The sequence below is a fragment of the Kluyvera intermedia genome (genome assembly GCF_034424175.1).
In the GTDB taxonomy this organism is placed as follows: domain Bacteria; phylum Pseudomonadota; class Gammaproteobacteria; order Enterobacterales; family Enterobacteriaceae; genus Kluyvera; species Kluyvera intermedia.
The window spans coordinates 622,720-644,719 of sequence record NZ_CP139986.1 but is presented as its reverse complement, the minus strand read 5'-3'; the positions used below and the strand labels follow the sequence as shown (position 1 = coordinate 644,719).

The 22,000-nt window shown below is 54.9% G+C and carries 20 protein-coding genes; 7 read left to right on the top strand and 13 right to left on the bottom strand.

Annotated elements, in window-relative coordinates; all coding sequences use genetic code 11:
* Window positions 1–45 precede the first annotated feature (45 nt).
* Entirely contained in the window at window positions 46–621 is a 576-nt protein-coding gene (gene dolP / locus U0026_RS03080) for a division/outer membrane stress-associated lipid-binding lipoprotein (protein WP_062774232.1), read from the top strand.
* 18 nt (window positions 622–639) lie between these two features.
* Here the strand turns inward: dolP and U0026_RS03075 are convergent, their stop codons facing one another.
* The 5 genes from U0026_RS03075 to U0026_RS03055 all read right to left on the bottom strand — a co-directional run bounded on the left by U0026_RS03075 (window position 640) and on the right by U0026_RS03055 (window position 7,559).
* Window positions 640–1,278 carry an NAD-dependent epimerase/dehydratase family protein gene (locus U0026_RS03075; RefSeq protein WP_062774230.1) on the bottom strand — a complete coding sequence of 213 codons (639 nt, stop codon included), beginning with the start codon at window positions 1,276–1,278 and terminating at the stop codon, window positions 640–642.
* 126 nt (window positions 1,279–1,404) lie between these two features.
* A complete protein-coding gene (locus U0026_RS03070; protein ID WP_062774229.1) occupies window positions 1,405–4,548 on the bottom strand; it encodes a CusA/CzcA family heavy metal efflux RND transporter in 3,144 nt (1,047 codons plus the stop codon).
* 10 nt (window positions 4,549–4,558) lie between these two features.
* Window positions 4,559–5,800, bottom strand: coding sequence for an efflux RND transporter periplasmic adaptor subunit (locus U0026_RS03065; RefSeq protein WP_062774227.1), 1,242 nt, complete (start codon window positions 5,798–5,800; stop codon window positions 4,559–4,561).
* A gap of 5 nt (window positions 5,801–5,805) precedes the next feature.
* On the bottom strand, window positions 5,806–6,150 hold the full coding sequence (locus tag U0026_RS03060; RefSeq protein ID WP_062774226.1) for a copper-binding protein: 345 nt from the start codon (window positions 6,148–6,150) through the stop codon (window positions 5,806–5,808).
* Between the two features lie 23 nt (window positions 6,151–6,173).
* Window positions 6,174–7,559, bottom strand: a complete 1,386-nt coding sequence (locus U0026_RS03055) for a Cu(I)/Ag(I) efflux RND transporter outer membrane protein (protein WP_062774224.1) — start codon at window positions 7,557–7,559, stop codon at window positions 6,174–6,176.
* A 174-nt stretch (window positions 7,560–7,733) separates the two neighbouring features.
* Between U0026_RS03055 and U0026_RS03050 the strand changes: the two genes are divergently transcribed.
* Complete coding sequence (locus tag U0026_RS03050; protein ID WP_062774223.1) at window positions 7,734–8,417, top strand: copper/silver response regulator transcription factor; 684 nt, start codon at window positions 7,734–7,736, stop codon at window positions 8,415–8,417.
* A complete protein-coding gene (locus tag U0026_RS03045) occupies window positions 8,407–9,852 on the top strand; it encodes a Cu(+)/Ag(+) sensor histidine kinase (RefSeq protein ID WP_062774221.1) in 1,446 nt (481 codons plus the stop codon). Before U0026_RS03050 ends, U0026_RS03045 begins: the two co-directional genes overlap by 11 nt.
* On the opposite strand, the gene U0026_RS03040 is transcribed toward U0026_RS03045, so the two are convergent.
* The gene (locus tag U0026_RS03040) at window positions 9,849–10,274 is read right to left on the bottom strand and encodes a YhbP family protein (RefSeq protein WP_062774219.1); all 426 of its coding nucleotides are present in this window, start codon (window positions 10,272–10,274) and stop codon (window positions 9,849–9,851) included. The two genes, U0026_RS03045 and U0026_RS03040, sit on opposite strands and share 4 nt — an antisense overlap.
* Before the next feature lie 54 nt (window positions 10,275–10,328).
* Between U0026_RS03040 and U0026_RS03035 the strand changes: the two genes are divergently transcribed.
* Window positions 10,329–10,613, top strand: coding sequence for a GIY-YIG nuclease family protein (locus tag U0026_RS03035; protein ID WP_062774218.1), 285 nt, complete (start codon window positions 10,329–10,331; stop codon window positions 10,611–10,613).
* On the opposite strand, the gene U0026_RS03030 is transcribed toward U0026_RS03035, so the two are convergent.
* Both U0026_RS03030 and ubiT read right to left on the bottom strand, forming a co-directional pair.
* Window positions 10,600–11,103, bottom strand: a complete 504-nt coding sequence (locus U0026_RS03030) for a GNAT family N-acetyltransferase (RefSeq protein ID WP_062774217.1) — start codon at window positions 11,101–11,103, stop codon at window positions 10,600–10,602. The two genes, U0026_RS03035 and U0026_RS03030, sit on opposite strands and share 14 nt — an antisense overlap.
* The gene (gene ubiT / locus U0026_RS03025; protein WP_062774216.1) at window positions 11,097–11,621 is read right to left on the bottom strand and encodes a ubiquinone anaerobic biosynthesis accessory factor UbiT; all 525 of its coding nucleotides are present in this window, start codon (window positions 11,619–11,621) and stop codon (window positions 11,097–11,099) included. Before ubiT ends, U0026_RS03030 begins: the two co-directional genes overlap by 7 nt.
* Before the next feature lie 220 nt (window positions 11,622–11,841).
* Here ubiT and ubiU point away from each other — a divergent pair, with 220 nt between their 5' ends.
* The 3 genes from ubiU to U0026_RS03010 all read left to right on the top strand — a co-directional run bounded on the left by ubiU (window position 11,842) and on the right by U0026_RS03010 (window position 14,908).
* The gene (ubiU, locus tag U0026_RS03020) at window positions 11,842–12,837 is read left to right on the top strand and encodes a ubiquinone anaerobic biosynthesis protein UbiU (protein WP_062774214.1); all 996 of its coding nucleotides are present in this window, start codon (window positions 11,842–11,844) and stop codon (window positions 12,835–12,837) included.
* An 8-nt stretch (window positions 12,838–12,845) separates the two neighbouring features.
* On the top strand, window positions 12,846–13,724 hold the full coding sequence (locus U0026_RS03015; RefSeq protein WP_062774213.1) for a U32 family peptidase: 879 nt from the start codon (window positions 12,846–12,848) through the stop codon (window positions 13,722–13,724).
* Between the two features lie 176 nt (window positions 13,725–13,900).
* The gene (locus tag U0026_RS03010) at window positions 13,901–14,908 is read left to right on the top strand and encodes a luciferase-like monooxygenase (protein ID WP_062774211.1); all 1,008 of its coding nucleotides are present in this window, start codon (window positions 13,901–13,903) and stop codon (window positions 14,906–14,908) included.
* Between the two features lie 273 nt (window positions 14,909–15,181).
* Here U0026_RS03010 and mtr read toward each other — a convergent pair whose 3' ends face one another.
* From mtr to pnp, 5 genes are all read right to left on the bottom strand, one after another.
* Entirely contained in the window at window positions 15,182–16,426 is a 1,245-nt protein-coding gene (gene mtr / locus U0026_RS03005) for a tryptophan permease (protein WP_062774209.1), read from the bottom strand.
* Window positions 16,427–16,571: 145 nt separating this feature from the next.
* Window positions 16,572–18,578, bottom strand: coding sequence for a DEAD/DEAH family ATP-dependent RNA helicase (locus tag U0026_RS03000; RefSeq protein ID WP_062774208.1), 2,007 nt, complete (start codon window positions 18,576–18,578; stop codon window positions 16,572–16,574).
* Window positions 18,571–18,651, bottom strand: a complete 81-nt coding sequence (gene yrbN / locus U0026_RS02995; protein ID WP_085954934.1) for a protein YrbN — start codon at window positions 18,649–18,651, stop codon at window positions 18,571–18,573. Before yrbN ends, U0026_RS03000 begins: the two co-directional genes overlap by 8 nt.
* Before the next feature lie 105 nt (window positions 18,652–18,756).
* Complete coding sequence (gene nlpI, locus U0026_RS02990; protein ID WP_062774206.1) at window positions 18,757–19,641, bottom strand: lipoprotein NlpI; 885 nt, start codon at window positions 19,639–19,641, stop codon at window positions 18,757–18,759.
* A gap of 111 nt (window positions 19,642–19,752) precedes the next feature.
* Window positions 19,753–21,882 carry a polyribonucleotide nucleotidyltransferase gene (pnp, locus tag U0026_RS02985; protein ID WP_062774205.1) on the bottom strand — a complete coding sequence of 710 codons (2,130 nt, stop codon included), beginning with the start codon at window positions 21,880–21,882 and terminating at the stop codon, window positions 19,753–19,755.
* Between the last annotated feature and the right edge of the window lie 118 nt (window positions 21,883–22,000).

The window sequence follows — 22,000 nt, the reverse complement described above, 5'->3', positions numbered from 1 at the left end:
ATGGCGAATAAAATAGCCTAATGGGATAGGCTCTAAGGAGAATAAATGAAGGTCATTCCTGCCCTCGCAGTGCTTGTTTCCGCATTGCTGCTTCAAGGATGTATTGCAGCCGCCGTTGTCGGCACGGCCGCAGTGGGGACCAAAGCCGCCACTGACCCGCGTACCGTGGGAACTCAGGTGGATGACAGTACGCTAGAAGTGCGTGTAAACAGCGCGCTGTCGAAAGACGCCCAGATTAAGAAAGAAGCGCGTATTAACGTGACCGCGTATCAGGGCAAAGTCCTGCTGACCGGTCAGGCGCCGGATCTCAGTCTCGCCGCTCGTGCGAAACAGATTGCCGTTGGCGTTGATGGCACAACCGAGGTGTTCAACGAAGTGCGTCAGGGCCAGCCAATCAGCCTTGGCACCTCGTCTTCCGACACGTGGATCACCACCAAAGTTCGCTCTCAGCTATTAACGAGCGATCAGGTGAAATCCTCAAACGTGAAGGTGACGACGGAGAACGGCGAAGTGTTCCTGATGGGTCTGGTCACCGACCGTGAAGGTAAAGCGGCCGCCGATATCGCCAGCCGCGTCAGCGGTGTTAAGCGCGTGACCACTGCGTTTACCTTTATTCAGTGATAATACTGCCCGGCAGATTCACTGCCGGGCCATTTCTCTAAGCTGTCTTGACGTCAATATTGTAACCGGCACCGTGCCCGGATTCTTCGCCGTCATCAGCATCGCTTTTGCCACATCTTCTGCGTTGATTGACTTCCAGTTCCCCGGCAGCAGACTAAATAACGGCCCCAGCAGGCGCTCGCTCAGGCGCGGCGAACCGCGTTCACCCAGCAGCATGGAAGGACGAGCAAGCGTTAATCTCGGCCACCCTTGGGCAATCAGCGCGGCTTCCATTTCACCTTTCACCCGATTGTAAAAGAACGGCGATTGAGTATTTGCGCCCATCGCGCTGACCACCAGCATTTGCTGTGCGCCAAGCCGTAAGCCGGTCTGCGCGGTTTCCAGTACCAGATCGTAATCTACGTGAGTAAACGCTGACTTCGAACCAGCTTCACGCTGGGTGGTTCCCAGGCAACAAAAGACGGTGTCTATCGGTGTTGAGACCTGCGCCAGCGCCTCAGTGAGATCAGGGTGATGGGGATTCGCGATGCCGAAAGCGTGTTCCAGGGGATGCCGCGTGGGTGCGGTGATGGATTCGACCTGCGATTCTCGACGCAGTAGGTTAAGTAAGTGCCCACCGACTAGGCCGGTGGCACCGGTGATGAGTACGTTGTGCATATTTTCGCTCCGTGTTCTCCCGGCGGCGCTGCGCTTGGCCGGGCTACAAGATCAGTATCCTAATTGTAGCGCCGCTGGGGATGCAACAAGGTCTAATACGATACGGCAAAACGCAGCCAGCGGCCGTTATCCTTTGCGTTTATTGCGCTGTATTTCTATCAATTTATAAGCTGCAGGAATAATAAACAACGATAGCAGCGGCGCGGTGATCATGCCGCCAATCATCGGCGCGGCAATGCGGCTCATCACTTCAGAACCGGCACCGGTTCCCCAGAGGATGGGTAATAGACCGGCAATAATCACGGCGACCGTCATCGCTTTAGGCCGCACGCGCAGGACTGCACCGTGATACAACGCCGCATCCAGCCGCGCTTCGCTAAAGGTTTGCGCACTTCGCAGCATCGGGTCGGCTTCCACGGCATGACGCAGGTACATCAACATCACCACCCCAAACTCTGCTGCTACGCCCGCCAGCGCGATAAACCCGGTTCCGGTAGCCACCGACATATGGAAATCCTGCCAATAAATGAACCAGATACCGCCCACCAGCGCAAACGGCAGACTCATCAGGATCAGCAGCGCCTCTTCTCCCCGCCTGAAAGCCAGATACAGCAGGATGAAGATAATCATCACCGTCATCGGCACCATCAGTTTGAGCTTTTTGTTGGCGTGTTCCAGCAGCTCAAACTGACCGGAGAACGCCACGCTGGTGCCTGGCTTCAGGGTCACATTCTGGCTAATGGCGGTTTGCAGGTCATGCACCACCGACACCATATCGCGATCACGCGCATCGATGTAGATCCAGCTCGCCGGACGGGCGTTTTCGGTTTTCAACATTGTTGGGCCAGAAACCACCGCCACCTGCGCCACATCACCCAGTGTGATCTGCTGCTTTGCTGGTGTCAGAATTGGCAGTTCGCGCAGCGCCGTCGGGCTGTCGCGCAAACCCTGCGGATAGCGAATATTAATCGGGTAACGCGCCACGCCTTCGACTGTCTCACCTATCGTCGCACCGCCGATGGCCGACGAGACAAACAGCTGCACATCACCCACGGTCATGCCATAGCGTGCGGCCTTCTCGCGGTTGATATCGACATCAATATAACGCCCACCCGTCAGCCGCTCCGCCAACGCGGAGACCACGCCCGGTACCGTTTTTGCCACCGTTTCAATCTGCTGTGCCGCGGCGTCAATATCGGCAAGCGTTGTGCCCGACACCTTGATACCAATCGGGCTTTTAATGCCGGTGGAGAGCATATCAATGCGGTTACGAATCGGCGGTACCCACAGGTTTGCCAGCCCCGGCAGGCGCACGGTGGCGTCGAGTTCGTCGATGATCTTGTCAATTGTCATCCCCGGCCGCCATTGATCCTGCGGCTTCAATTGGATGGTGGTTTCAATCATCTCCAGCGGCGCGGAGTCGGTTGCCGTTTCCGCCTTGCCTGATTTACCAAATACCGAGGCAACTTCGGGCACCGTTTTAATCAGCTTGTCGGTTTGCTGTAACAACACTGCCGCCTGCCCCGGTGAAATGCCCGGTAGCGTCGAGGGCATATACAGCAGATCGCCTTCGTTAATCTTCGGCAGAAATTCACCGCCAACTTTACTGAGCGGCCACAGCACGGTGAAGATTGAGAGCAGCGCCACCAGCAGCGTCATCTTCGGCCAGCGCAGCACTTTCAGCAGTAGCGGATGGTAGAGCGCAATCAGAAAACGGTTGAGCGGGTTGCTCGCCTCCGCCGGGATCTTACCTTTGATCCAAAAGCCCATCAGGATTGGGATCACCACGACAGCCAGTGCCGCCGCGCCCGCCATAGCGTAGGTTTTAGTGAAGGCCAGTGGGCCAAACAGTCGCCCTTCCTGCCCTTCAAGGGTGAAGATGGGAATGAACGACAGCGTAATGATCAGCAGGCTGATAAACAACGCAGGCCCGACTTCTACGGCAGCATCAGTGATCTCTTTCCAGCGCGTGGCGTTATCCATCTGCGCTTCTGGATGTGCCTCCTGCCAGTGTTCGAGCCGTTTATGGGCGTTTTCGATCATCACGATCGCCGCATCCACCATCGCCCCCACCGCGATAGCGATACCACCCAGCGACATGATATTGGCGTTTAGCCCCTGGAAATGCATAACGATAAAGGCAATGCACAGCCCCAGCGGCAGAGAGACGATCGCCACCAGCGCCGAACGCAGATGCCAGAGGAACAGCGCACAGACCACGGCGACCACAATAAATTCTTCAATCAACTTTGAGCGCAGGTTGTCGATAGCCCGATCGATAAGTTGGCTACGGTCGTAGGTGGTCACCACTTCAACGCCCGCCGGCAGGCTTTTTTGCAACGAGGCGAGTTTCTCTTTGACCGCCGTAATCACTTCACGCGCGTTCTTGCCGGATCGCAGCAGTACCACGCCGCCCGCGACTTCGCCCTCACCGTTAAACTCGGCGATGCCACGGCGCATCTCCGGGCCTATCTGCACCCGCGCGACGTCTTTTAAATACACCGGTACGCCGTTCTCTCCGGCTTTTAATACGATGTGGTTAAAATCTTCCAGGCTTGCAAGATAACCCGTCGCCCGCACCATATATTCCGCTTCGGCAATCTCTACCGATGAACCACCAGCTTCCTGGTTGGAGGTGGTCAACGCCTGCTTTACTTCACTTAAGCTGATACCGTACTGGGCAAGTTTCAGCGGGTCGACCTGCACCTGGTACTGTTTCACCACGCCGCCTACCGAAGCCACTTCCGCCACGTTGGGGATGGTTTTCAGCTCGTATTTGAGGAACCAGTCCTGTAATGAACGCAGTTCAGAGAGATCGTGCTTGCCGCTTTTATCCACCAGCGCATATTCAAAAATCCAGCCCACACCGGTCGCATCCGGGCCAATCTCCGAACTGACGCCCTGCGGCAGTTTGCCCTGCACCTGATTTAAGTATTCCAGCACGCGCGAACGCGCCCAGTACAGGTCTGTACCATCTTCAAAAATGACATACACGTAAGAGTCGCCAAACTGCGAGAAACCGCGCACGGTTTTCGCCCCCGGCACCGACAGCATGGTAGTGGTCAGCGGGTAGGTCACCTGGTTTTCGACAATCTGCGGCGCCTGACCCGGGTAGCTGGTTTTGACGATGACCTGCACGTCTGAGAGATCCGGCAGCGCATCGACCGGCGTATTCACAATCGTCCAGCCGCCCCACAGGCCGAGGAACAGCACGCCCATCATGACCAGAAAACGGTTGGCGACCGAGCGCCGGATAATCCATTCAATCATCACCGTCTCCTTAATGTCCGACATGGGCGTCGGCGGAATGCCGCATACGATCCAGCGCGCCGCTGATATTCGCTTCCGAGTCAATCAGGAACAGGCCGTTGACGACAATCGACTCGCCTTCCGACAGCCCGCCACCGATTCCCGTCTGGTGTCGGGATTCATGCAGCACCTGAATTGTCTTCGGCACAAACTCGCCGTTGCTATCCACCGTAATCACCCGCTGTTCATCACCGGTATCAATCACCGCCTGTGAGGGAATCAGCAGCATCTCATCGCTTTGCGCGCTGAGTTTTAGGTAGGCGTTCATTCCTGGCTTTAGCAATTCGTCTGGGTTATTGACCTGTAGGCGTACCTGTAAAGTACGGGTAGCGGGGTCAACGCTGGGCAGAATTGAGGTTTTCTGGACGGTGAACGTTTTGCCGGGATAGGCTGGGACGGCGACCGTGAACCGGGTGGTGTCCTTTAGCAGATAAGCGATGGATTCCGGCACGGCGGCACTAACCCACACCGGGTCCATGCCCTGAATTTGCGCGACCACGTTGTCTTTGGCGATGTTCATGCCGCTCTTCAGGCTAAAAGCGGTGAGCACGCCGTCAATGGGTGCAGTAAGCGTAAACTGCGTTTGTACGCGGCGAGTGGCACGCATACGCTGGATATCTGCTTCCGGCATTCCCGCCAGCCGCAGACGTTCGAGTACGCCTTCCAATTGGGTCGCCGTGCCGCCGGAGTTGGCCAGCAGCAGGTATTCGCTCTGCGCTTCAACCCACGACGGGATCGTCACCACCACCAGCGGGGTGCCCTTACGCACTTTATCGCCAACCGTCAGCGGATAGACTTTTTCGATAAATCCTTCAGCACGCGCCTGGACAATAACAAACTGGTATTCGTTATAGCTGACGTTTGCCGGAAGAGTTTGCGCGTAGTCGAGGCGCCCTTTACTCACCTTCGCGGTACGCAGCCCCAGATTGTGAACCTGAGTCGGGTCGATACGCACGCCACTCGACTGTGTATCGCCGCCTTCCGTGGCGTATTTCGCCACCAGATCCATATCCATAAACGGCGATTTACCCGGCTTGTCGAAACGCACATCGGGCTTCATCGGATCGTACCAGTAGAGCACCTTACGCTCCGGTGGTGCAGATTCCGCCTGTGTATTAGGTGCCAGAAAGTAGCTAACCGCGACTGTCGACAGCCCACCAATTATCAGGATCCCGACAATCGCCGCCGTATATTTTATTTTGGCTGTCGTCATGGTGATTACTGCGCCTTAATATCCTGAAGAAGAGAGAGATTGCCCTGCTGGATGAAGCTGAAATTCACCTTCTCGCCGTCTTTAAGTTGTTTAATGGCTTCAGTAGGCGCGCTGTACGTAAAGCGCATAGTCATCGCTGGCCAATCAATAGCCGGGATGGCTTCATGAGCGATGGTAATTTTCTTCGCATCCGTATCGACGTGTTTCACCACACCGGTTCCCTCAATAACCTGCTGCTGGGTGTTCATCTCCATCATCTGGCCGTGTCCATCGTGCTGCATTTCCGCTGCCTGCACGTTCGCTGCCAACAACATAAAAACGCCGCCAATCAGAGTGGTTACATTACGCATATCTCAAGACTCCTGAATAAAAGTTAGGCTTTCCAGCCGCCGCCAAGCGCGCTGAATAAATTAATTTCGTTAACCTGCTGGGAATACCGTAAATCGAGGATGGCCTGCTGGGTGGTGAACAGTGAACGCTGCGCATCAAGCACTTCGATATAGCTCACCGCCCCGCTGGCATATAACGCCTGGGCACGTTGTAAGGTGATTTGCAGCGAGGCGAAGTAACGCTGCTGTGCCGCCAGTTGTCCCTGAATGCTGTCGCGCAGAGAGAGCGTATCGGCCACAGCTTTAAACGCCGCCTGGATTTTCTGTTCATAATTCACCACCGCCTGGCGCTGCTTGACGTTCGCCAGCGCGAGGTTGGCTTCGTTACGTCCGGCGTTGAAGATAGGCAAGTCGAGCTTGGGCACGAAGTTCCACATTCCGCTGGCAGCATTAAACAGGCTTGAGAGCGATGAGCTGCCAGAAGATATGCCGCTGGTGAGCGTAATTGACGGGAAGAATGCCGCGCGCGCCACGCCAATATTGGCATCAGCCGCACGCAACTGGTGCTCCGCTTCCATGATGTCAGGGCGCTGAAGCAAGATGGTGGACGGCAGATTAGGCGGGAGCGTCAGTGGGTTCACCGCCGTTGTCGACATTACGTTTTCGTCGAGCGGCGTGCTGTAGGAACCCAAAAGCTGCTGAAGCGCGTGGCTGGCCTGTGCCAGTTCGCCTTCTCGCTTGGCGATATCAGCACGGGTGCTTTCAATCACGCCGCGCGCCTGCTCGAGCGCCAGCACGTTGGTGCTGCCGGTGATGAGCTGCTGCTCCACAAACGCGTAGGATTGCTGGTAGTTTTTCAGCGTCTGTTTGGCAATGGCCATCTGTTCCGTTAGCCGACGCTGGTTGAAGTAGGCCTGCGAAACATTGGTGACCACCACAATTTGCGCCGCGCGCTGAGCGGCCTGGCTGGCGAAAAAGTTCTGTTTATCCGCCTCGCTCATATTTTTCAGTTTGCCGAAAAAGTCGAGTTCATAGCTGAGATTCAGCCCAATTTCGTAGCTTTTACTGGTAGATTTTTGGCCTTGCAGATCGCCTTCGTAGGTTGCACCGGTAGTGCCATTGAGCTGCGGATAACGCCCGGCATCGGTGACGTTATACTGCGCTCGCGCGGCTTCAACGTTCAGTACTGCCATGCGTAAATCGCGGTTGTTGCGTAGCGCTACGTCAATCAGGTGCTTTGCTTGCGGGTCGGCGAAAAAGGTTTGCCAGCCGGTTTGCTGCCAGTTACCACCGGTCGGTACCAATGCCCCTTGCGAGAGCGAAAACTGCTCCGGCACCACGTTTTCCGGCGGCTGATAGTCCGGTGCCAGGGAAGTACATCCGGCCAGAATAAACGCCATCATCAGCATCAGTTGTTTTGCATTAAACATGTCACGTCCTGTTCAGCCGAAATTTTAAAGGCTGGTCATGCGCATACCTTACGGGAGTGACTCTGTTTGCTCGGTGACAGGTTAATGACAAAGTTGTCATTTAAGCCCTCAGTCGTTGCCATCAACGCTCGCTCCATTAGAATGACTCCATCACACAGCGGCGACGGAGGGCGCGTGAAAATTCTGGTGGTGGAAGATGAGGTCAAAACGGGCGAGTACCTGAGCAAGGGGCTAACAGAAGCGGGCTTTGTGGTTGATCACACCGACAACGGCCTCAACGGTTATCACCTGGCAATGACCGCCGATTATGATCTTCTGGTGCTGGATATCATGCTGCCGGACGTTAACGGCTGGGATATCGTGCGGATGCTGCGCGCCGCCAATAAAGGGATGCCGATCCTGCTGTTGACCGCGCTCGGTACCATTGAGCACAGGGTGAAAGGCCTCGAGTTGGGTGCGGATGATTATCTGGTGAAACCGTTCGCCTTCGCCGAGCTGCTGGCGCGCGTCAGAACCCTACTGCGCCGGGGTAACTCAGTGATTGTCGAAAGCCAGTTTCAGGTGGCCGATCTCACTCTCGACCTGGTCTCCCGCAAGGTGACGCGTGGCGATACCCGCATCACGCTGACCAGTAAAGAGTTTACCCTGCTGGAATTTTTCCTGCGCCATCAAGGAGAAGTGCTGCCACGCTCACTCATCGCTTCTCAGGTGTGGGACATGAATTTTGATAGCGATACCAACGCCATCGACGTGGCCATCAAGCGCCTGCGCGCTAAAATCGATAACGATTTTACACCGAAGCTGATTCAAACCGTGCGCGGCGTCGGCTATGTGCTTGAGGTACGCGATGAAGGTTAACCTGCATCGGCGACCCTTTTCGCTGGCGACCCGTCTGACCTTTTTCATCAGCCTCGCCACCATCATTGCCTTTGCGGCCTTTACCGGAATGATGCTGTATTCGGTGGAGAAACATTTCGCCGAGCAGGACGTCAGCGATTTAAAGCAGGTTAATGCCACGCTCAGCACCCTGTTGACCGCACCGGATACGCCGGAGACGGAAAAGGTAGCCAATATCAGCAGCGCATTGGCAAGCTATCGAAATATCGCTGTGCTGCTGCGTAGCGCCGATAATCCGCAGCTATACCACTCGCCAAATGGGCCGGATCTATCCTCTATTTTAGCGACACAAGACTTTGCTCAGGAGCTCAAATCCAGACGTATGTTCCGCTGGGAAGGGAGCAGCATGCCTCCGATGCCCGGTCATGAAGCCAGCGCCAGACCGACGACGACTTACCGGGTTATCGCCTCAACGATCCCTGCTGGCGATCGCACCTATACGTTACTGATCGCGCTGTCGATCGACTTCCATCTACACTATCTTGATGAACTTAAACGTAATCTGATGATGATCGCTGCCGTCATCAGCCTGCTGATTATCGGGATCGTGCTGATCGCCGTTCGCAAAGGCCACCAGCCGCTGCGAAATGTCAGTATGAAGATCAAGAATATCACCTCAGAAAATCTCGATGTACGCCTTGAGCCGGAACGTGTACCGATTGAGCTGGAACAACTGGTGGTGTCGTTTAACCAGATGATCGGGCGGATCGAAGACGTTTTCCGCCGCCAGGCCAACTTCTCAGCTGACATTGCCCATGAGATCCGCACGCCAATCACCAACCTGGTGACGCAAACGGAAATCGCCTTAAGCCAGCCACGCTCGGTGAAAGAGCTGGAAGATGTGCTCTATTCCAGTCTTGAGGAATATAACCGAATGGCGAAAATGGTCAGCGATATGCTGTTTCTGGCGCAGGCCGATGAAAATCTGCTGGTCCCCGAGCGTATGCCGTTGGATCTGCAAACGGAAACCCTCAAGGTGTTTGAGTTCTTCGAGGCCTGGGCGGAAGAGCGCGAGGTCAGGCTGAATTTTGTCGGCACGTCGATGCTGATTGAAGGCGATCCGCTGATGATCCGTCGGGTTATCAATAATCTGCTCTCGAATGCTATCCGCTATACGCCTCGCGGGATGTCGGTTACCGTGCAGGCCACCCAACATGATGACACGATCGTGTATAGCGTTGAGAACCCGGGAACACCGATTCCAGCTGAACATCTGCCGCGTCTGTTCGATCGCTTTTATCGCGTCGATCCTTCACGCCAGCGTAAAGGGGAAAATAGTGGGATCGGGCTGGCTATCGTTAAATCGATCGTGCGAGCGCACGGTGGCAGGATCCGCGTGACGTCGGATACCGTCGCCACACGCTTTATCATTGAGCTATCGAAGATCGGTCGTTAGTCGCGCAACCAGTGCAATTTCTTGCCGAAACCGAGGGTGTTGTCGGTGAACTTGACTTCATCGAGTCGCAGCTCCCAGACCGGAGCTGAGAGCATCCGGGCAACCGGAAAACGGCGAACGTAGCGCGCGCGTTTTTCTGCAGCGTCATCCCCTTCCAGCAGACGAATTTCGCCTTTGAACTGGACGCCACGAATCAGTGCTACCGTCTTCGGTTGGCCGTTCACCGTACCCGCCACCGGCGCTTGTTTGCCGGTCATTTGGCCGTGGCGCGTTGTCTCTTCACTGAGCAAATAAAATGCCACGCGCTGCGGGTCATAGATGTAGAAAGCGTTGGCGCACCACAGCTCGCCTTCGCTCGCCACGCACCAGGTCACCACATGTTGTTTTGACAGCCAGCGGCTAATGGCAGCAAGCGTTTCCATCTGTTCTCTCCGTTATGCTATGGTGCGTCCATCATCACAGACAGGTTGGCACACGTGCGTTGGTTTTTGTATCTGGTCCGGACCGCGGACGACAAATTGTACACCGGTATCACCACCGATGTTGAACGGCGATTCCACCAGCATCAGAGTGGGAAAGGGGCGAAAGCGCTGCGCGGTAAAGGCGAGCTGCGGCTAGCATTCTCTGGTGAGGTCGGCGAGCACTCACTGGCGCTACGCCTGGAGTACCGCATCAAACAGCTGACGAAGCGCCAGAAAGAGCGCCTCGTCAACGGAGATGGTTCATTTGAAACGTTACTGGGCAGTCTTAAACACGATTAAAGTGGTCGGAATACTCCACCAGACCATGAACGCCATTTAACGCATCATCCGCCAGAGGGTGCACCATAAACGCCTCTTCGGTGCCCGGCCAGCGACAACGCAGATCGTACTGTGCCGCGCGCTCAAAACCAAAACGACTGTACATTGCCGGTTCACCCAGCGTGACGACGGCGGCGTAACCGAATTCGTTGAGTGAATCCAGCCCTTCGTAGACCATCTGACGAGCCAGACCTTGACCGCGATATTCAGCGTCAACAGCCAGCGGCGCCAGGCCCACCCACTGCAACTCTTCGCCTTCAATGCTGACCGGGCTGAAGGCGACATAGCCAACAACATGGCCTTCATCATCCGTCGCCACCAGGCCTAACGTAATCAGGCCGTCTTCGCGCAGCTCGCGTACCAGATTGGCTTCGCCTTCACGGTTGAAAGTACGACGCAGCAGCGCGTCGATGCCCGGGGCATCAATTCCAATTTCGACTCGAATCAGCATGGCTCACCTACCGATGTATGTTTAGTTTCTGATGGTGATTTTAGGCCAGCTTCGACAAAATCAGCCAGCTGCATCAGCATCACGCGCAGCGCTTTTGGCATCTGCTCAAGCTCAATGGCATCCATCAGGTTTTTGACATAGAGCCCCAGCTCCGTGTCCCCTTCAATCACCAAACGACGCTGGAAGAAGAGCGTGTCCGGATCCTGTTTGCGCGCGGCGATCATCAGCAAGTCGCTGGCATCCGCGCTGAAGCTCACGTCTGCCTGTTCGGCGTCGCTAACAATTAAGCGCTCGTTTTGCACCGAGGTAAACCACTTGAGGCCGATATCGCGCACCTCAATGCTCAACCAACGACCCTCAAGAAAATCCAGTTCGCCATCATTGAGCGCCTGGCTGAACTGCCAGCTTAACATCTGCTGCAGAACCTGGCGTTTCAGCGCGAACGGCGTCAATTTCACCGGGACGCTCATCAAAGTAGGCGCTACATGAACCAGACGTGAACGCAGTTTATCCAACACAAGCTTTACTCCCTGAATGCAATAGTTCCGTTATTTTGCCATATCAGTTAAACGACATAGCGGCGTAAATCAACAATTATGTCGTGAGGCAGAGGGATTATTGGCGTCATCAATACGCTTTTGTCTGCCTCAAATCAAAAATGATTAGCGATAGGTTAACTAAAATCTCCATTCATTAACAATAATGCGCCCCTGCTGGGCCGCAAACTCAGGAAGAATTATGGAGTTGCTCTGCCCTGCCGGAAACCTTCCGGCGCTGAAGGCGGCTATCGAAAACGGTGCCGATGCGGTGTATATCGGGCTGAAGGATGATACCAACGCCCGCCATTTCGCCGGTCTTAACTTCACCGAGAAGAAGCTGCAGGAAGCGGTGAACTTCGTACACCAGCATAACCGCAAGCTGCATATCGCTATCAATACCTTTGCGCACCCGGACGGTTACGTTCGCTGGCAACGCGCCGTGGATATGGCCGCGCAGCTGGGTGCCGATGCCCTGATCCTCGCCGACATCGCTATGCTTGAGTATGCCGCAGAGCGCTATCCGCATATTGAGCGCCATGTCTCCGTTCAGGCATCTGCGACCAACGAAGAGGCGATTAATTTCTATCATCGCAACTTTGACGTCGCCCGCGTGGTGCTACCACGCGTCCTGTCTATTCATCAGGTCAAGCAATTGGCGCGTGTGACGCCAGTGCCGCTGGAAGTGTTCGCCTTTGGTAGCCTGTGCATTATGGCGGAAGGCCGCTGCTATCTTTCTTCTTACCTGACCGGTGAGTCACCGAATACCGTGGGCGCGTGCTCTCCGGCGCGCTATGTGCGCTGGCAGCAAACGCCGCAGGGGCTGGAGTCACGCCTCAACGAAGTGTTGATCGACCGCTACCAGGATGGCGAAAACGCCGGTTATCCGACGCTGTGCAAAGGTCGTTATAAGGTCGACGGCGAGCGCTATCACGCGCTGGAAGAACCCACCAGTCTCAACACGCTAGAGTTACTGCCGGAACTGCTGGCCGCTAATATCGCGTCGGTCAAAATCGAAGGCCGTCAGCGTAGTCCGGCGTATGTCAGCCAGGTGGCTAAAGTCTGGCGTCAGGCGATTGATCGCTGTATGGCTGACCCGCAGAACTTCGTCCCGCAGGCTTCGTGGATGGAGGCGCTTGGCTCAATGTCCGAAGGCACTCAGACCACCCTCGGCGCGTATCACCGTAAATGGCAGTAGGAACAGCAATGAAATATTCATTAGGGCCGGTGCTTTACTACTGGTCAAAAGAGACGCTGGAAGATTTTTATCAGCAGGCCGCGGCGAGCAGCGCCGACACGATTTATCTGGGCGAAGCGGTATGCAGCAAGCGCCGCGCCACGAAAGTGGGGGATTGGCTGGATATGGCAAAATCCCTCGCCGGTAGCGGTAAGCAGGTGGTGCTTTCTACTCTGGCACTGGTGCAGGCCTCATCAGAGCTGGGCGAATTGAAGCGCTATGTTGAAAACGGTGATTTTCTGGTGGAAGCCAGCGATCTCGGCGTGGTCAACATGTGCGCTGACCGTAAGCTGCCGTTTGTCGCCGGTCATGCGCTTAACTGCTATAACGCGGTGACCCTGCGCCTACTGCAAAAACAGGGCATGACGCGCTGGTGTATGCCGGTTGAACTGTCACGCGACTGGTTGGTCAATCTGCTGAATCAGTGCGAAGAACTGGGCATCCGCGATAAGTTTGAAGTGGAGGTGCTGAGCTACGGTCATCTGCCGCTGGCCTACTCCGCTCGCTGCTTTACCGCACGCTCGGAAGATAAGCCAAAGGATGAGTGCGAAACCTGCTGCATCAAGTACCCCACCGGGCGCAACGTGTTATCGCAGGAGAACCAACAGGTGTTCGTGCTGAACGGTATTCAGACCATGAGCGGCTATGTTTATAACCTGGGTAATGAGCTGACCTCAATGCACGGGCTGGTCGATATGGTGCGCCTGTCGCCGATGGGCAATGAGACGTTTGCGATGCTCGATGCCTTCCGCGCTAACGAAAACGGCAATGCACCGTTGCCGCTGACGGCAAATAGCGACTGTAACGGCTACTGGAAACGGTTGGCGGGTCTGGAATTGCAGGCATAAGCATTCCCGGCGGCGCTGCGCTTGGCCGGGCTACAATGCGTTTGTAGGCCTGATAAGGCGTAGCGCCTTCAGGCATTTTATGTTCGTCACCCACCTTATAAAGCTCACTTTGTTAACAACATTCACTATTCTTTAATGCAGTATTGAAAGATTAGCAGGTAACAAAGTGAGCCTTTATGACTGACAAAACCGTTGCGTATTCGGTGCTCGACCTTGCACCGATCCCACAGGGTTCCTCTGCCAGAGAAGCCTTCTCCCATTCACTCGATCTCGCAAAGCTTGCTGAAAAGCGTGGCTATCATCGTTATTGGTTGGCCGAACACCACAATATGACCGGCATCGCCAGCGCCGCCACTTCGGTGTTGATTGGCTATCTGGCGGCGAACACCACTACGCTGCATTTAGGTTCTGGTGGGATCATGCTGCCGAACCATTCGCCGCTGGTGATTGCTGAACAGTTTGGCACGCTTAACACGCTGTATCCGGGGCGTATCGATCTCGGTCTTGGCCGTGCTCCGGGCAGCGATCAGCCCACTATGCGAGCGCTGCGCCGTCATATGGGCGGCGACATTGATAACTTCCCGCGCGATGTGACAGAACTGGTGGACTGGTTTGATGCCCGCGATCCTAACCCACAGGTGCGTCCGGTACCGGGCTACGGTGAGAAAATCCCGGTATGGCTGCTCGGTTCAAGCCTTTACGGTGCGCAGTTGGCGGCCCAGCTTGGCCTGCCATTTGCCTTTGCCTCACATTTCGCCCCAGACATGCTGTTCCAGGCGCTGAATCTGTACCGCACTCACTTCAAACCATCAGCGCGACTGGAAAAACCATACGCGATGGTCTGTATCAACATTATCGTCGCCGACAGCAATCGCGATGCGGAATTCCTCTTCACCTCCATGCAGCAGGCGTTTACCAAGCTGCGTCGTGGTGAAACCGGGCAGCTGCCGCCACCGATTGAGGATATGAGCAAGTTCTGGTCACCGTCTGAGAAGTATGGCGTTGACCAGGCGCTCGGCATGTCATTGGTGGGTGATAAAGCGAAGGTGCGTCACGGGCTGGAGTCGATTCTGCGTGAAACTCAGGCAGATGAGATTATGGTTAACGGACAAATCTTTGACCATCAGGCGCGTTTGCATTCGTTTGATTTGGCGATGGATGTGAAGCAGGAATTGTTGGGATAGTGCGGTTTGTTCCCCTCACCCTAACCCTCTCCCCAAAGGGGCGAGGGGACTGTTCGGTGCAGTTTTTACCGCCAGCACCGATCAGGTTTTCTCCCTCGCCCCTTTGGGGAGAGGGGACTGTTCGGTGCAGTTTTTACCGCAAGCATCAATCAGGTTTTCTCCCTCGCCCCTTTGGGGAGAGGGGACTGTTCGGTGCAGTTTTTACCGCAAGCACCAATCAGGTTTTCCCCCTCGCCCCTTTGGGGAGAGGGCCGGGGTGAGGGGTAAGACTCGTTACTGATAAACCGGCAGTAAATTAAAACTCGACAGCACATGCACCAGTGCGTTACCGACACCAAACACCAGAATCAACGCAATCATCGGCTTGCCACCCCAGACGCGGAATTTCGGGCTACCAAACCGCTTACGGGATTTACGCGCCAGCAACGCCGGAACGATAGCCGCCCAGATAGTTGCCGCCAGCCCTGCGTAGCCAATGGCATACAGGAAACCGTTCGGCCACAGCAGGCCACCGATAATCGGCGGCAGGAAGGTCAGCAGTGCGGTTTTGAAACGGCCCAGCGCGGAGTCATCAAAGCCGAACAGATCGGCCAGGTAGTCAAACAGCCCTAACGTTACGCCAAGGAATGAACTGGCTACCGCAAAGTTTGAGAACACCACCAGCAGAAGATCCAGACTGCGGCTGTTCAGCACGCCGCTTAACGCCTGTACCAGCACATCAATATTACCGCCCTTCTGCGCAATACCGATAAACTCAGGACGCGGGATATTACCCATGGTCGCGAGCAACCATACGGTGTAGAGCCCCAGCGCCAGCAGCGTACCGTAGATCAGACATTTCACGATGGTGCGCGGATCTTTGCCGTAGTACTTCATCAGGCTCGGCACGTTACCATGATAGCCAAACGAGGCCAGACAGAACGGCAGTGTCATCAGCAGATAGGGGGTGTAAGAAGCGTTACTCTCGGCAACGTTAAACAACGTGGTTGGCGTGACGTGGCCCATCAAGCTACCGAAGGTCAGGAAGAAGGTGATGACCTTGGCACCCAGCACGATAGCCGTCATCCGGCTTACTGCCTTGGTGCTCAACCACACCACAAACGCGACCAGCAGCGCGAAGCTAAAACCGGCGGCGCGTGCCGGAACGTTCAGTGACATCTCGGCAAAAGTATGGTGCAGAATCGAGCCACTCGCTGAAATGTAGGCGTAAGTCAGAATATAGAGCACAAAGGCGATGGAGATACCGTTCACGACGTTCCAGCCTTTGCCCAGCAAATCTTTGGTGATGGTATCGAAGCTTGAACCAATGCGGTAATTCAGGTTCGCTTCGAGAATCATCAGCCCTGAGTGCAGCATGCAGAACCAGGTAAACACCAGCGCCGCCATTGACCAGAAGAACCAGCTACCTGCCATCACCACCGGCAAGGAAAACATCCCAGCACCAATGATTGTGCCGCCAATGATCACCACGCCGCCAAGCAGCGAAGGTGTCGTTTGGGTGGTGGTTAGTGTCGCCATACAGCCTTATCTCCAGTGTATTATTTTGCTACCGCATTTTAATGTGTCGCACTGTACCAGTACATGAGTACAAAAGAAATAAAAAAAGCCCCAATCATCAAGATCGGGGCTGTAATTATTACTTTACGCTAATAAGCTGTGAGGCTTATGCGTCACCGCCGAAACGACGACGACCGGTAGAGTCGTCACGGCGCGGTGCAGCACCAGCATCATCACGGCGTGGCGCACGGTTACCATTGCCACCGTCGCGACGTTCACCGCTGAAACGACGACCATCACCACGGCCGCCTTCACGACGCTCACCGCCGAAACCACGACCGCCTTCGCGACCGCCTTCACGACGTTCACCACCGAATGCACGACCGCCTTCACGACGTTCGCCACCCGCAGCACCACGACCACCAGGACGCGGCTGAGCATCGCCCATCAGCTGCATGTTCATCGGCTTGTTCAGGATGCGAGTACGCGTAAAGTGTTGCAGGATCTCGCCCGGCATACCTTTTGGCAATTCGATAGTAGAGTGAGTACCGAACAGCTTGATGTTACCGATGTAACGGCTGCTGATATCGCCTTCGTTAGCGATCGCGCCAACGATATGACGAACTTCAACACCATCATCACGGCCGACTTCAATACGGTACAGTTCCATATCGCCAACTTCACGACGTTCGCGTTTTGGACGGTCTTCGCCGCTACGCTCAGGACGGTCACCACGTGGGCCACGGTCATTGCGATCGCCGCGATCGTTACGGTCATTACGATCGTTACGACGTTCGAAACGCTCGTCACGCTCACGGAATTCACGCTTAGCACGCATTGGCGCATCAGGTGGAACGATCAGGGAACGTTCGCCCTGTGCCATTTTCAACAGTGCAGCGGCCAGCGTTTCAACATCCAGCTCTTCGCCTTCTGCGGTTGGCTTGATTTGAGCCAGCAGTGCACGGTACTGATCCAGATCGCTGCTTTCCAGCTGCTGCTGTACTTTCGCGGCGAATTTTTCCAGACGGCGTTTGCCCAGCAGATCTGCGTTAGGCAGTTCTACTTCTGGAATGGACAGCTTCATGGTGCGTTCGATGTTGCGCAGCAGACGACGCTCGCGGTTCTCAACGAACAGCAGCGCACGGCCAGCACGACCCGCACGACCGGTACGGCCAATACGGTGAACATAAGACTCGGAGTCCATTGGGATGTCGTAGTTAACAACAAGGCTAATACGCTCAACGTCCAGACCACGTGCTGCAACGTCAGTTGCGATCAGGATGTCCAGACGACCGTCTTTCAGACGTTCCAGAGTCTGCTCACGCAGAGACTGGTTCATGTCGCCGTTCAGCGCAGCGCTGCTATAACCGCTACGTTCCAGTGCTTCAGCCACTTCCAGAGTCGCGTTTTTGGTACGAACGAAGATAATCGCCGCATCAAAGTCTTCCGCTTCCAGGAAACGTACCAGCGCTTCATTTTTACGCATGCCATAGACAGACCAGAAGCTCTGGCTGATGTCTGGGCGGGTTGTGACGCTAGACTGAATGCGCACTTCCTGCGGATCTTTCATAAAGCGACGGGTAATACGACGGATTGCTTCCGGCATGGTTGCAGAGAACAGAGCGGTCTGATGACCTTCTGGGATCTGAGCCATGATGGTTTCAACGTCTTCGATAAAGCCCATACGCAGCATTTCGTCAGCTTCGTCCAGTACCAGACCGCTCAGTTTAGAGAGATCCAGAGTACCGCGCTTCAGGTGGTCCAGCAGACGACCTGGAGTACCGACGACAATCTGTGGCCCTTGACGCAGGGCGCGTAACTGCACGTCATAACGCTGGCCGCCGTAAAGGGCTACCACGTTCACGCCGCGCATATGTTTAGAGAACTCAGTCATTGCCTCACCAACCTGAACTGCTAGTTCGCGGGTCGGTGCCAGCACCAGAATCTGTGGTGCTTTCAGCTCAGGATCAAGGTTGTTCAGCAGCGGTAAAGAGAACGCTGCTGTTTTACCGCTACCGGTCTGGGCCATACCCAGAACATCGCGGCCGCCCAGCAGGTGTGGGATACACTCAGCCTGGATCGGAGATGGTTTTTCGTAACCCAGATCGTTAAGGGCTTCAAGGATAGGAGCCTTAAGCCCCAGATCTGCAAAAGTGGTTTCGAATTCAGCCATGTAGTACGTGTGCCTCAAAATTAATGGCGGCCAGTCTACATAACTCATCGTGAAAATTTTCGGTAATTTTCATTAAAAGTGTGAACCGGCTCAAAGTAGGTGTATTGACGAACAACAACGCCCTCACCCGTTAAGGTGATGACAATCAAAAGTGATTATGGGCTGATGTGTACGTCAGCTATTGCTGGTCCGATTCTGCCAGGTCATCTTGCTCCTGGCCCAAGAGCGCTAATTCCAACAATGCGTATCGGTGCTCAACGTAGTTGTGTACGTTGTTGGCAACCGCCAGTTTGAACAGTGCCGTAGCGCTGTCCTTGTCCCCCAGACTTAGGTAGTACTTACCTAAATAGAAGTTGGTTTCACTGAGATGCTCAGCGAGCGAGGTGTTATCCGTTGCGTCCGCCTTCAGGCGTTCCATTAACGTTTTTTCGTCAATGTTGCCCAGGTAGAACTCGACAATGTTCCATCCCCATTGCTCTTTATCCGACTTGTCGAAGCGTTGCTTCAACGCATCTTTGGCCTGCTTCTCATCGAGCTTCTGCTCAGCGAGATATAGCCACAGGCTGCGGAAAGGATCATTGGGATCGTCTTGATAAAACGCTAGCAGATCATCTTGCGCTAATTTCGCACGGCCACCGTAATAAAGTGCGATGCCGCGGTTCAAGTGCGCATAATTGTAAGTTGGATCAAGCTCAAGTACAGAATCAAACGCTTCATAGGCAGCATCAAAATTGCCTGCCTGCGTTAAATAAATGCCTAAGTAATTGAATACTTCAGGCATATCAGGTCTGATAGCCAACGCTTGCGAAAAATCGTTACGCGCTAATGCTCTCAAACCTAGACTATCATACAACACTCCGCGCTCATATAAAAGCTGTGCGCGTTCGTCATCGGTTAAAGCCCGACTGGCAAGAATTTGTTCCATGCGTGCCAGGATCACTTCCTGCTGTAAAGTCGGTTGCAATGGTACCGCGAGGACTTCACTTTTACGCCAGGCAGAACTGCTGCATCCTGCCAGCGTGAGTGCTGTCGCCACGAAACACCAGCGCAAAAAAGGCTTCATTTCCCACTCCCGAAGACAACAAATGGATGAACGTCCTGTTCCCCGCCTGCAAACAAGGCATCCTGCCAGCGAAATGTGCCCTCCGCAAACGCGGAGGGCAAAAGGCAAACCTTACTCGCCTTGTTCCGCTGCCGGTTCAACCGGTGCGGTAGAAGACTGTTCAGTTGCTTCTTTGATGCTCAGACGTACGCGGCCCTGACGGTCAACTTCCAGAACTTTAACCGGCACTTCCTGGTTCATCTGCAGATAATCGGTCACTTTCTCAACGCGCTTGTCAGCGATCTGAGAGATGTGTACCAGACCTTCTTTACCACCACCGATGGCAACGAATGCACCAAAGTCAACGATACGGGTCACTTTACCGTTGTAGATACGACCCACTTCGATTTCTGCGGTGATCTCTTCGATACGACGAATCGCGTATTTCGCTTTTTCACCGTCGGTTGCTGCGATCTTCACGGTACCATCATCTTCGATTTCGATGGTGGTGCCGGTTTCTTCGGTCAGAGCACGGATAACAGAACCGCCTTTACCGATAACGTCTTTGATCTTGTCTGGGCTGATTTTGATCGTGTGGATACGCGGAGCGAACTGAGAGATATCGCCACGTGGCGCGTTAATCGCCTGTTCCATCACACCCAGGATGTGCAGACGCGCACCTTTAGCCTGGTTCAGTGCAGCCTGCATGATCTCCTTGGTGATGCCTTCAATTTTGATATCCATCTGCAGCGCAGAGATACCGTCGCGGGAACCCGCAACTTTGAAGTCCATATCACCCAGGTGATCTTCGTCGCCCAGGATGTCAGACAGAACAACGTAGTTGTCGCCTTCTTTCACCAGACCCATCGCGATACCGGCAACGGCTGCTTTGATTGGCACACCTGCGTCCATCAGCGCCAGAGAAGCACCACACACGGAAGCCATGGAAGAAGAACCATTGGATTCGGTGATTTCAGACACAACACGTACGGTGTACGGGAATTTGTCCAGATCCGGCATCACTGCCAGCACGCCGCGCTTCGCCAGACGACCGTGACCAATTTCACGACGCTTAGGAGAGCCTACCATGCCAGTTTCGCCTACGCAGTACGGAGGGAAGTTGTAGTGGAACAGGAAGTTGTCAGTACGCTCGCCCATCAACTCGTCGAGGTTCTGTGCATCACGGGTGGTGCCCAGGGTCGCGGTAACCAGCGCCTGAGTTTCGCCACGGGTGAACAGTGCAGAACCGTGAGTACGTGGCAGTACGCCAGTACGAACGTCCAGACCACGGATCATGTCTTTTTCACGGCCATCGATACGTGGCTCGCCTGCCAGCACGCGGCTACGAACAACATTTTTCTCGATAGCGTGCAGGATTTCACCCAGTTCGTTAGCGTCCAGGGTTTCGTCTTCTGCAACCAGTGCGTCGATGGTTTCAGATTTGATCACGCCAACCTGAGCATAACGCTCTTGTTTGTCGGTGATGCGGTAAGCGTCGCTCAAGCGCGCTTCAGCCAGCGCAGCAACGCGCGCGTTCAGCGCTTCGTTGACGGCTTCAGGCTGCCAATCCCAACGTGGTTTGCCGGCTTCTTTTACCAGCTCGTTGATTTCTTTGATAACAATCTGCTGCTGGTCGTGACCAAACACGACAGCACCCAGCATCTGGTCTTCGCTCAGCAGTTCTGCTTCGGATTCAACCATCAGTACGGCGGCTTCAGTACCGGCAACAACCAGGTTCAGTTTGCTTTCTTTCAGCTCATCCTGAGTCGGGTTCAGTACGTACTGGTCATTGATATAACCAACGCGTGCAGAGCCGATCGGGCCGTTGAACGGCAGGCCGGACAGGGACAGCGCAGCAGATGCACCGATCATTGCCACGATATCTGGGTTGATCTGAGGGTTAACGGAAACCACGGTTGCGATAACCTGAACTTCGTTAATGAAACCTTCCGGGAACAGCGGACGAACCGGGCGGTCAATCAGACGCGCGATCAGGGTTTCGCCTTCGCTTGGACGGCCTTCACGACGGAAGAAGCTTCCTGGAATACGGCCAGCAGCGTAGGTACGCTCCTGATAGTTAACGGTCAGCGGGAAAAAGTCCTGGCCTGGCTTGGTTTTTTTCTGACCAACAACGGTCACGAATACCGCGGTGTCATCCATGCTAACCATAACGGCTGCAGTCGCCTGACGCGCCATCATGCCGGTTTCCAGCGTGACGGTGTGTTGGCCGTACTGGAACTTACGAACGATCGGATTAAGCAAAATTCTATCCTTTCTTAATGTGTGGCAGAACACCCTGTGGTGTGTCAGCCAATGAAACCGATCTTCTTTGCATCCTCGCGACTAATGACAACCCTAACCCGGTCTGGGTAAAGCCTCT

Excerpts from the sequence above, each read along its gene's own strand:
- dolP (WP_062774232.1), top strand. The coding sequence starts at position 46 with ATGAAGGTCATTCCTGCCCTCGCAGTGCTTGTTTCCGCATTGCTGCTT.
- U0026_RS03075 (WP_062774230.1), bottom strand. The coding sequence starts at position 1,278 with ATGCACAACGTACTCATCACCGGTGCCACCGGCCTAGTCGGTGGGCAC.
- U0026_RS03070 (WP_062774229.1), bottom strand. The coding sequence starts at position 4,548 with ATGATTGAATGGATTATCCGGCGCTCGGTCGCCAACCGTTTTCTGGTC.
- U0026_RS03065 (WP_062774227.1), bottom strand. The coding sequence starts at position 5,800 with ATGACGACAGCCAAAATAAAATATACGGCGGCGATTGTCGGGATCCTG.
- U0026_RS03060 (WP_062774226.1), bottom strand. The coding sequence starts at position 6,150 with ATGCGTAATGTAACCACTCTGATTGGCGGCGTTTTTATGTTGTTGGCA.
- U0026_RS03055 (WP_062774224.1), bottom strand. The coding sequence starts at position 7,559 with ATGTTTAATGCAAAACAACTGATGCTGATGATGGCGTTTATTCTGGCC.
- U0026_RS03045 (WP_062774221.1), top strand. The coding sequence starts at position 8,407 with ATGAAGGTTAACCTGCATCGGCGACCCTTTTCGCTGGCGACCCGTCTG.
- U0026_RS03040 (WP_062774219.1), bottom strand. The coding sequence starts at position 10,274 with ATGGAAACGCTTGCTGCCATTAGCCGCTGGCTGTCAAAACAACATGTG.
- U0026_RS03030 (WP_062774217.1), bottom strand. The coding sequence starts at position 11,103 with ATGCTGATTCGAGTCGAAATTGGAATTGATGCCCCGGGCATCGACGCG.
- ubiU (WP_062774214.1), top strand. The coding sequence starts at position 11,842 with ATGGAGTTGCTCTGCCCTGCCGGAAACCTTCCGGCGCTGAAGGCGGCT.
- U0026_RS03015 (WP_062774213.1), top strand. The coding sequence starts at position 12,846 with ATGAAATATTCATTAGGGCCGGTGCTTTACTACTGGTCAAAAGAGACG.
- U0026_RS03010 (WP_062774211.1), top strand. The coding sequence starts at position 13,901 with ATGACTGACAAAACCGTTGCGTATTCGGTGCTCGACCTTGCACCGATC.
- mtr (WP_062774209.1), bottom strand. The coding sequence starts at position 16,426 with ATGGCGACACTAACCACCACCCAAACGACACCTTCGCTGCTTGGCGGC.
- U0026_RS03000 (WP_062774208.1), bottom strand. The coding sequence starts at position 18,578 with ATGGCTGAATTCGAAACCACTTTTGCAGATCTGGGGCTTAAGGCTCCT.
- yrbN (WP_085954934.1), bottom strand. The coding sequence starts at position 18,651 with ATGAAAATTACCGAAAATTTTCACGATGAGTTATGTAGACTGGCCGCC.
- nlpI (WP_062774206.1), bottom strand. The coding sequence starts at position 19,641 with ATGAAGCCTTTTTTGCGCTGGTGTTTCGTGGCGACAGCACTCACGCTG.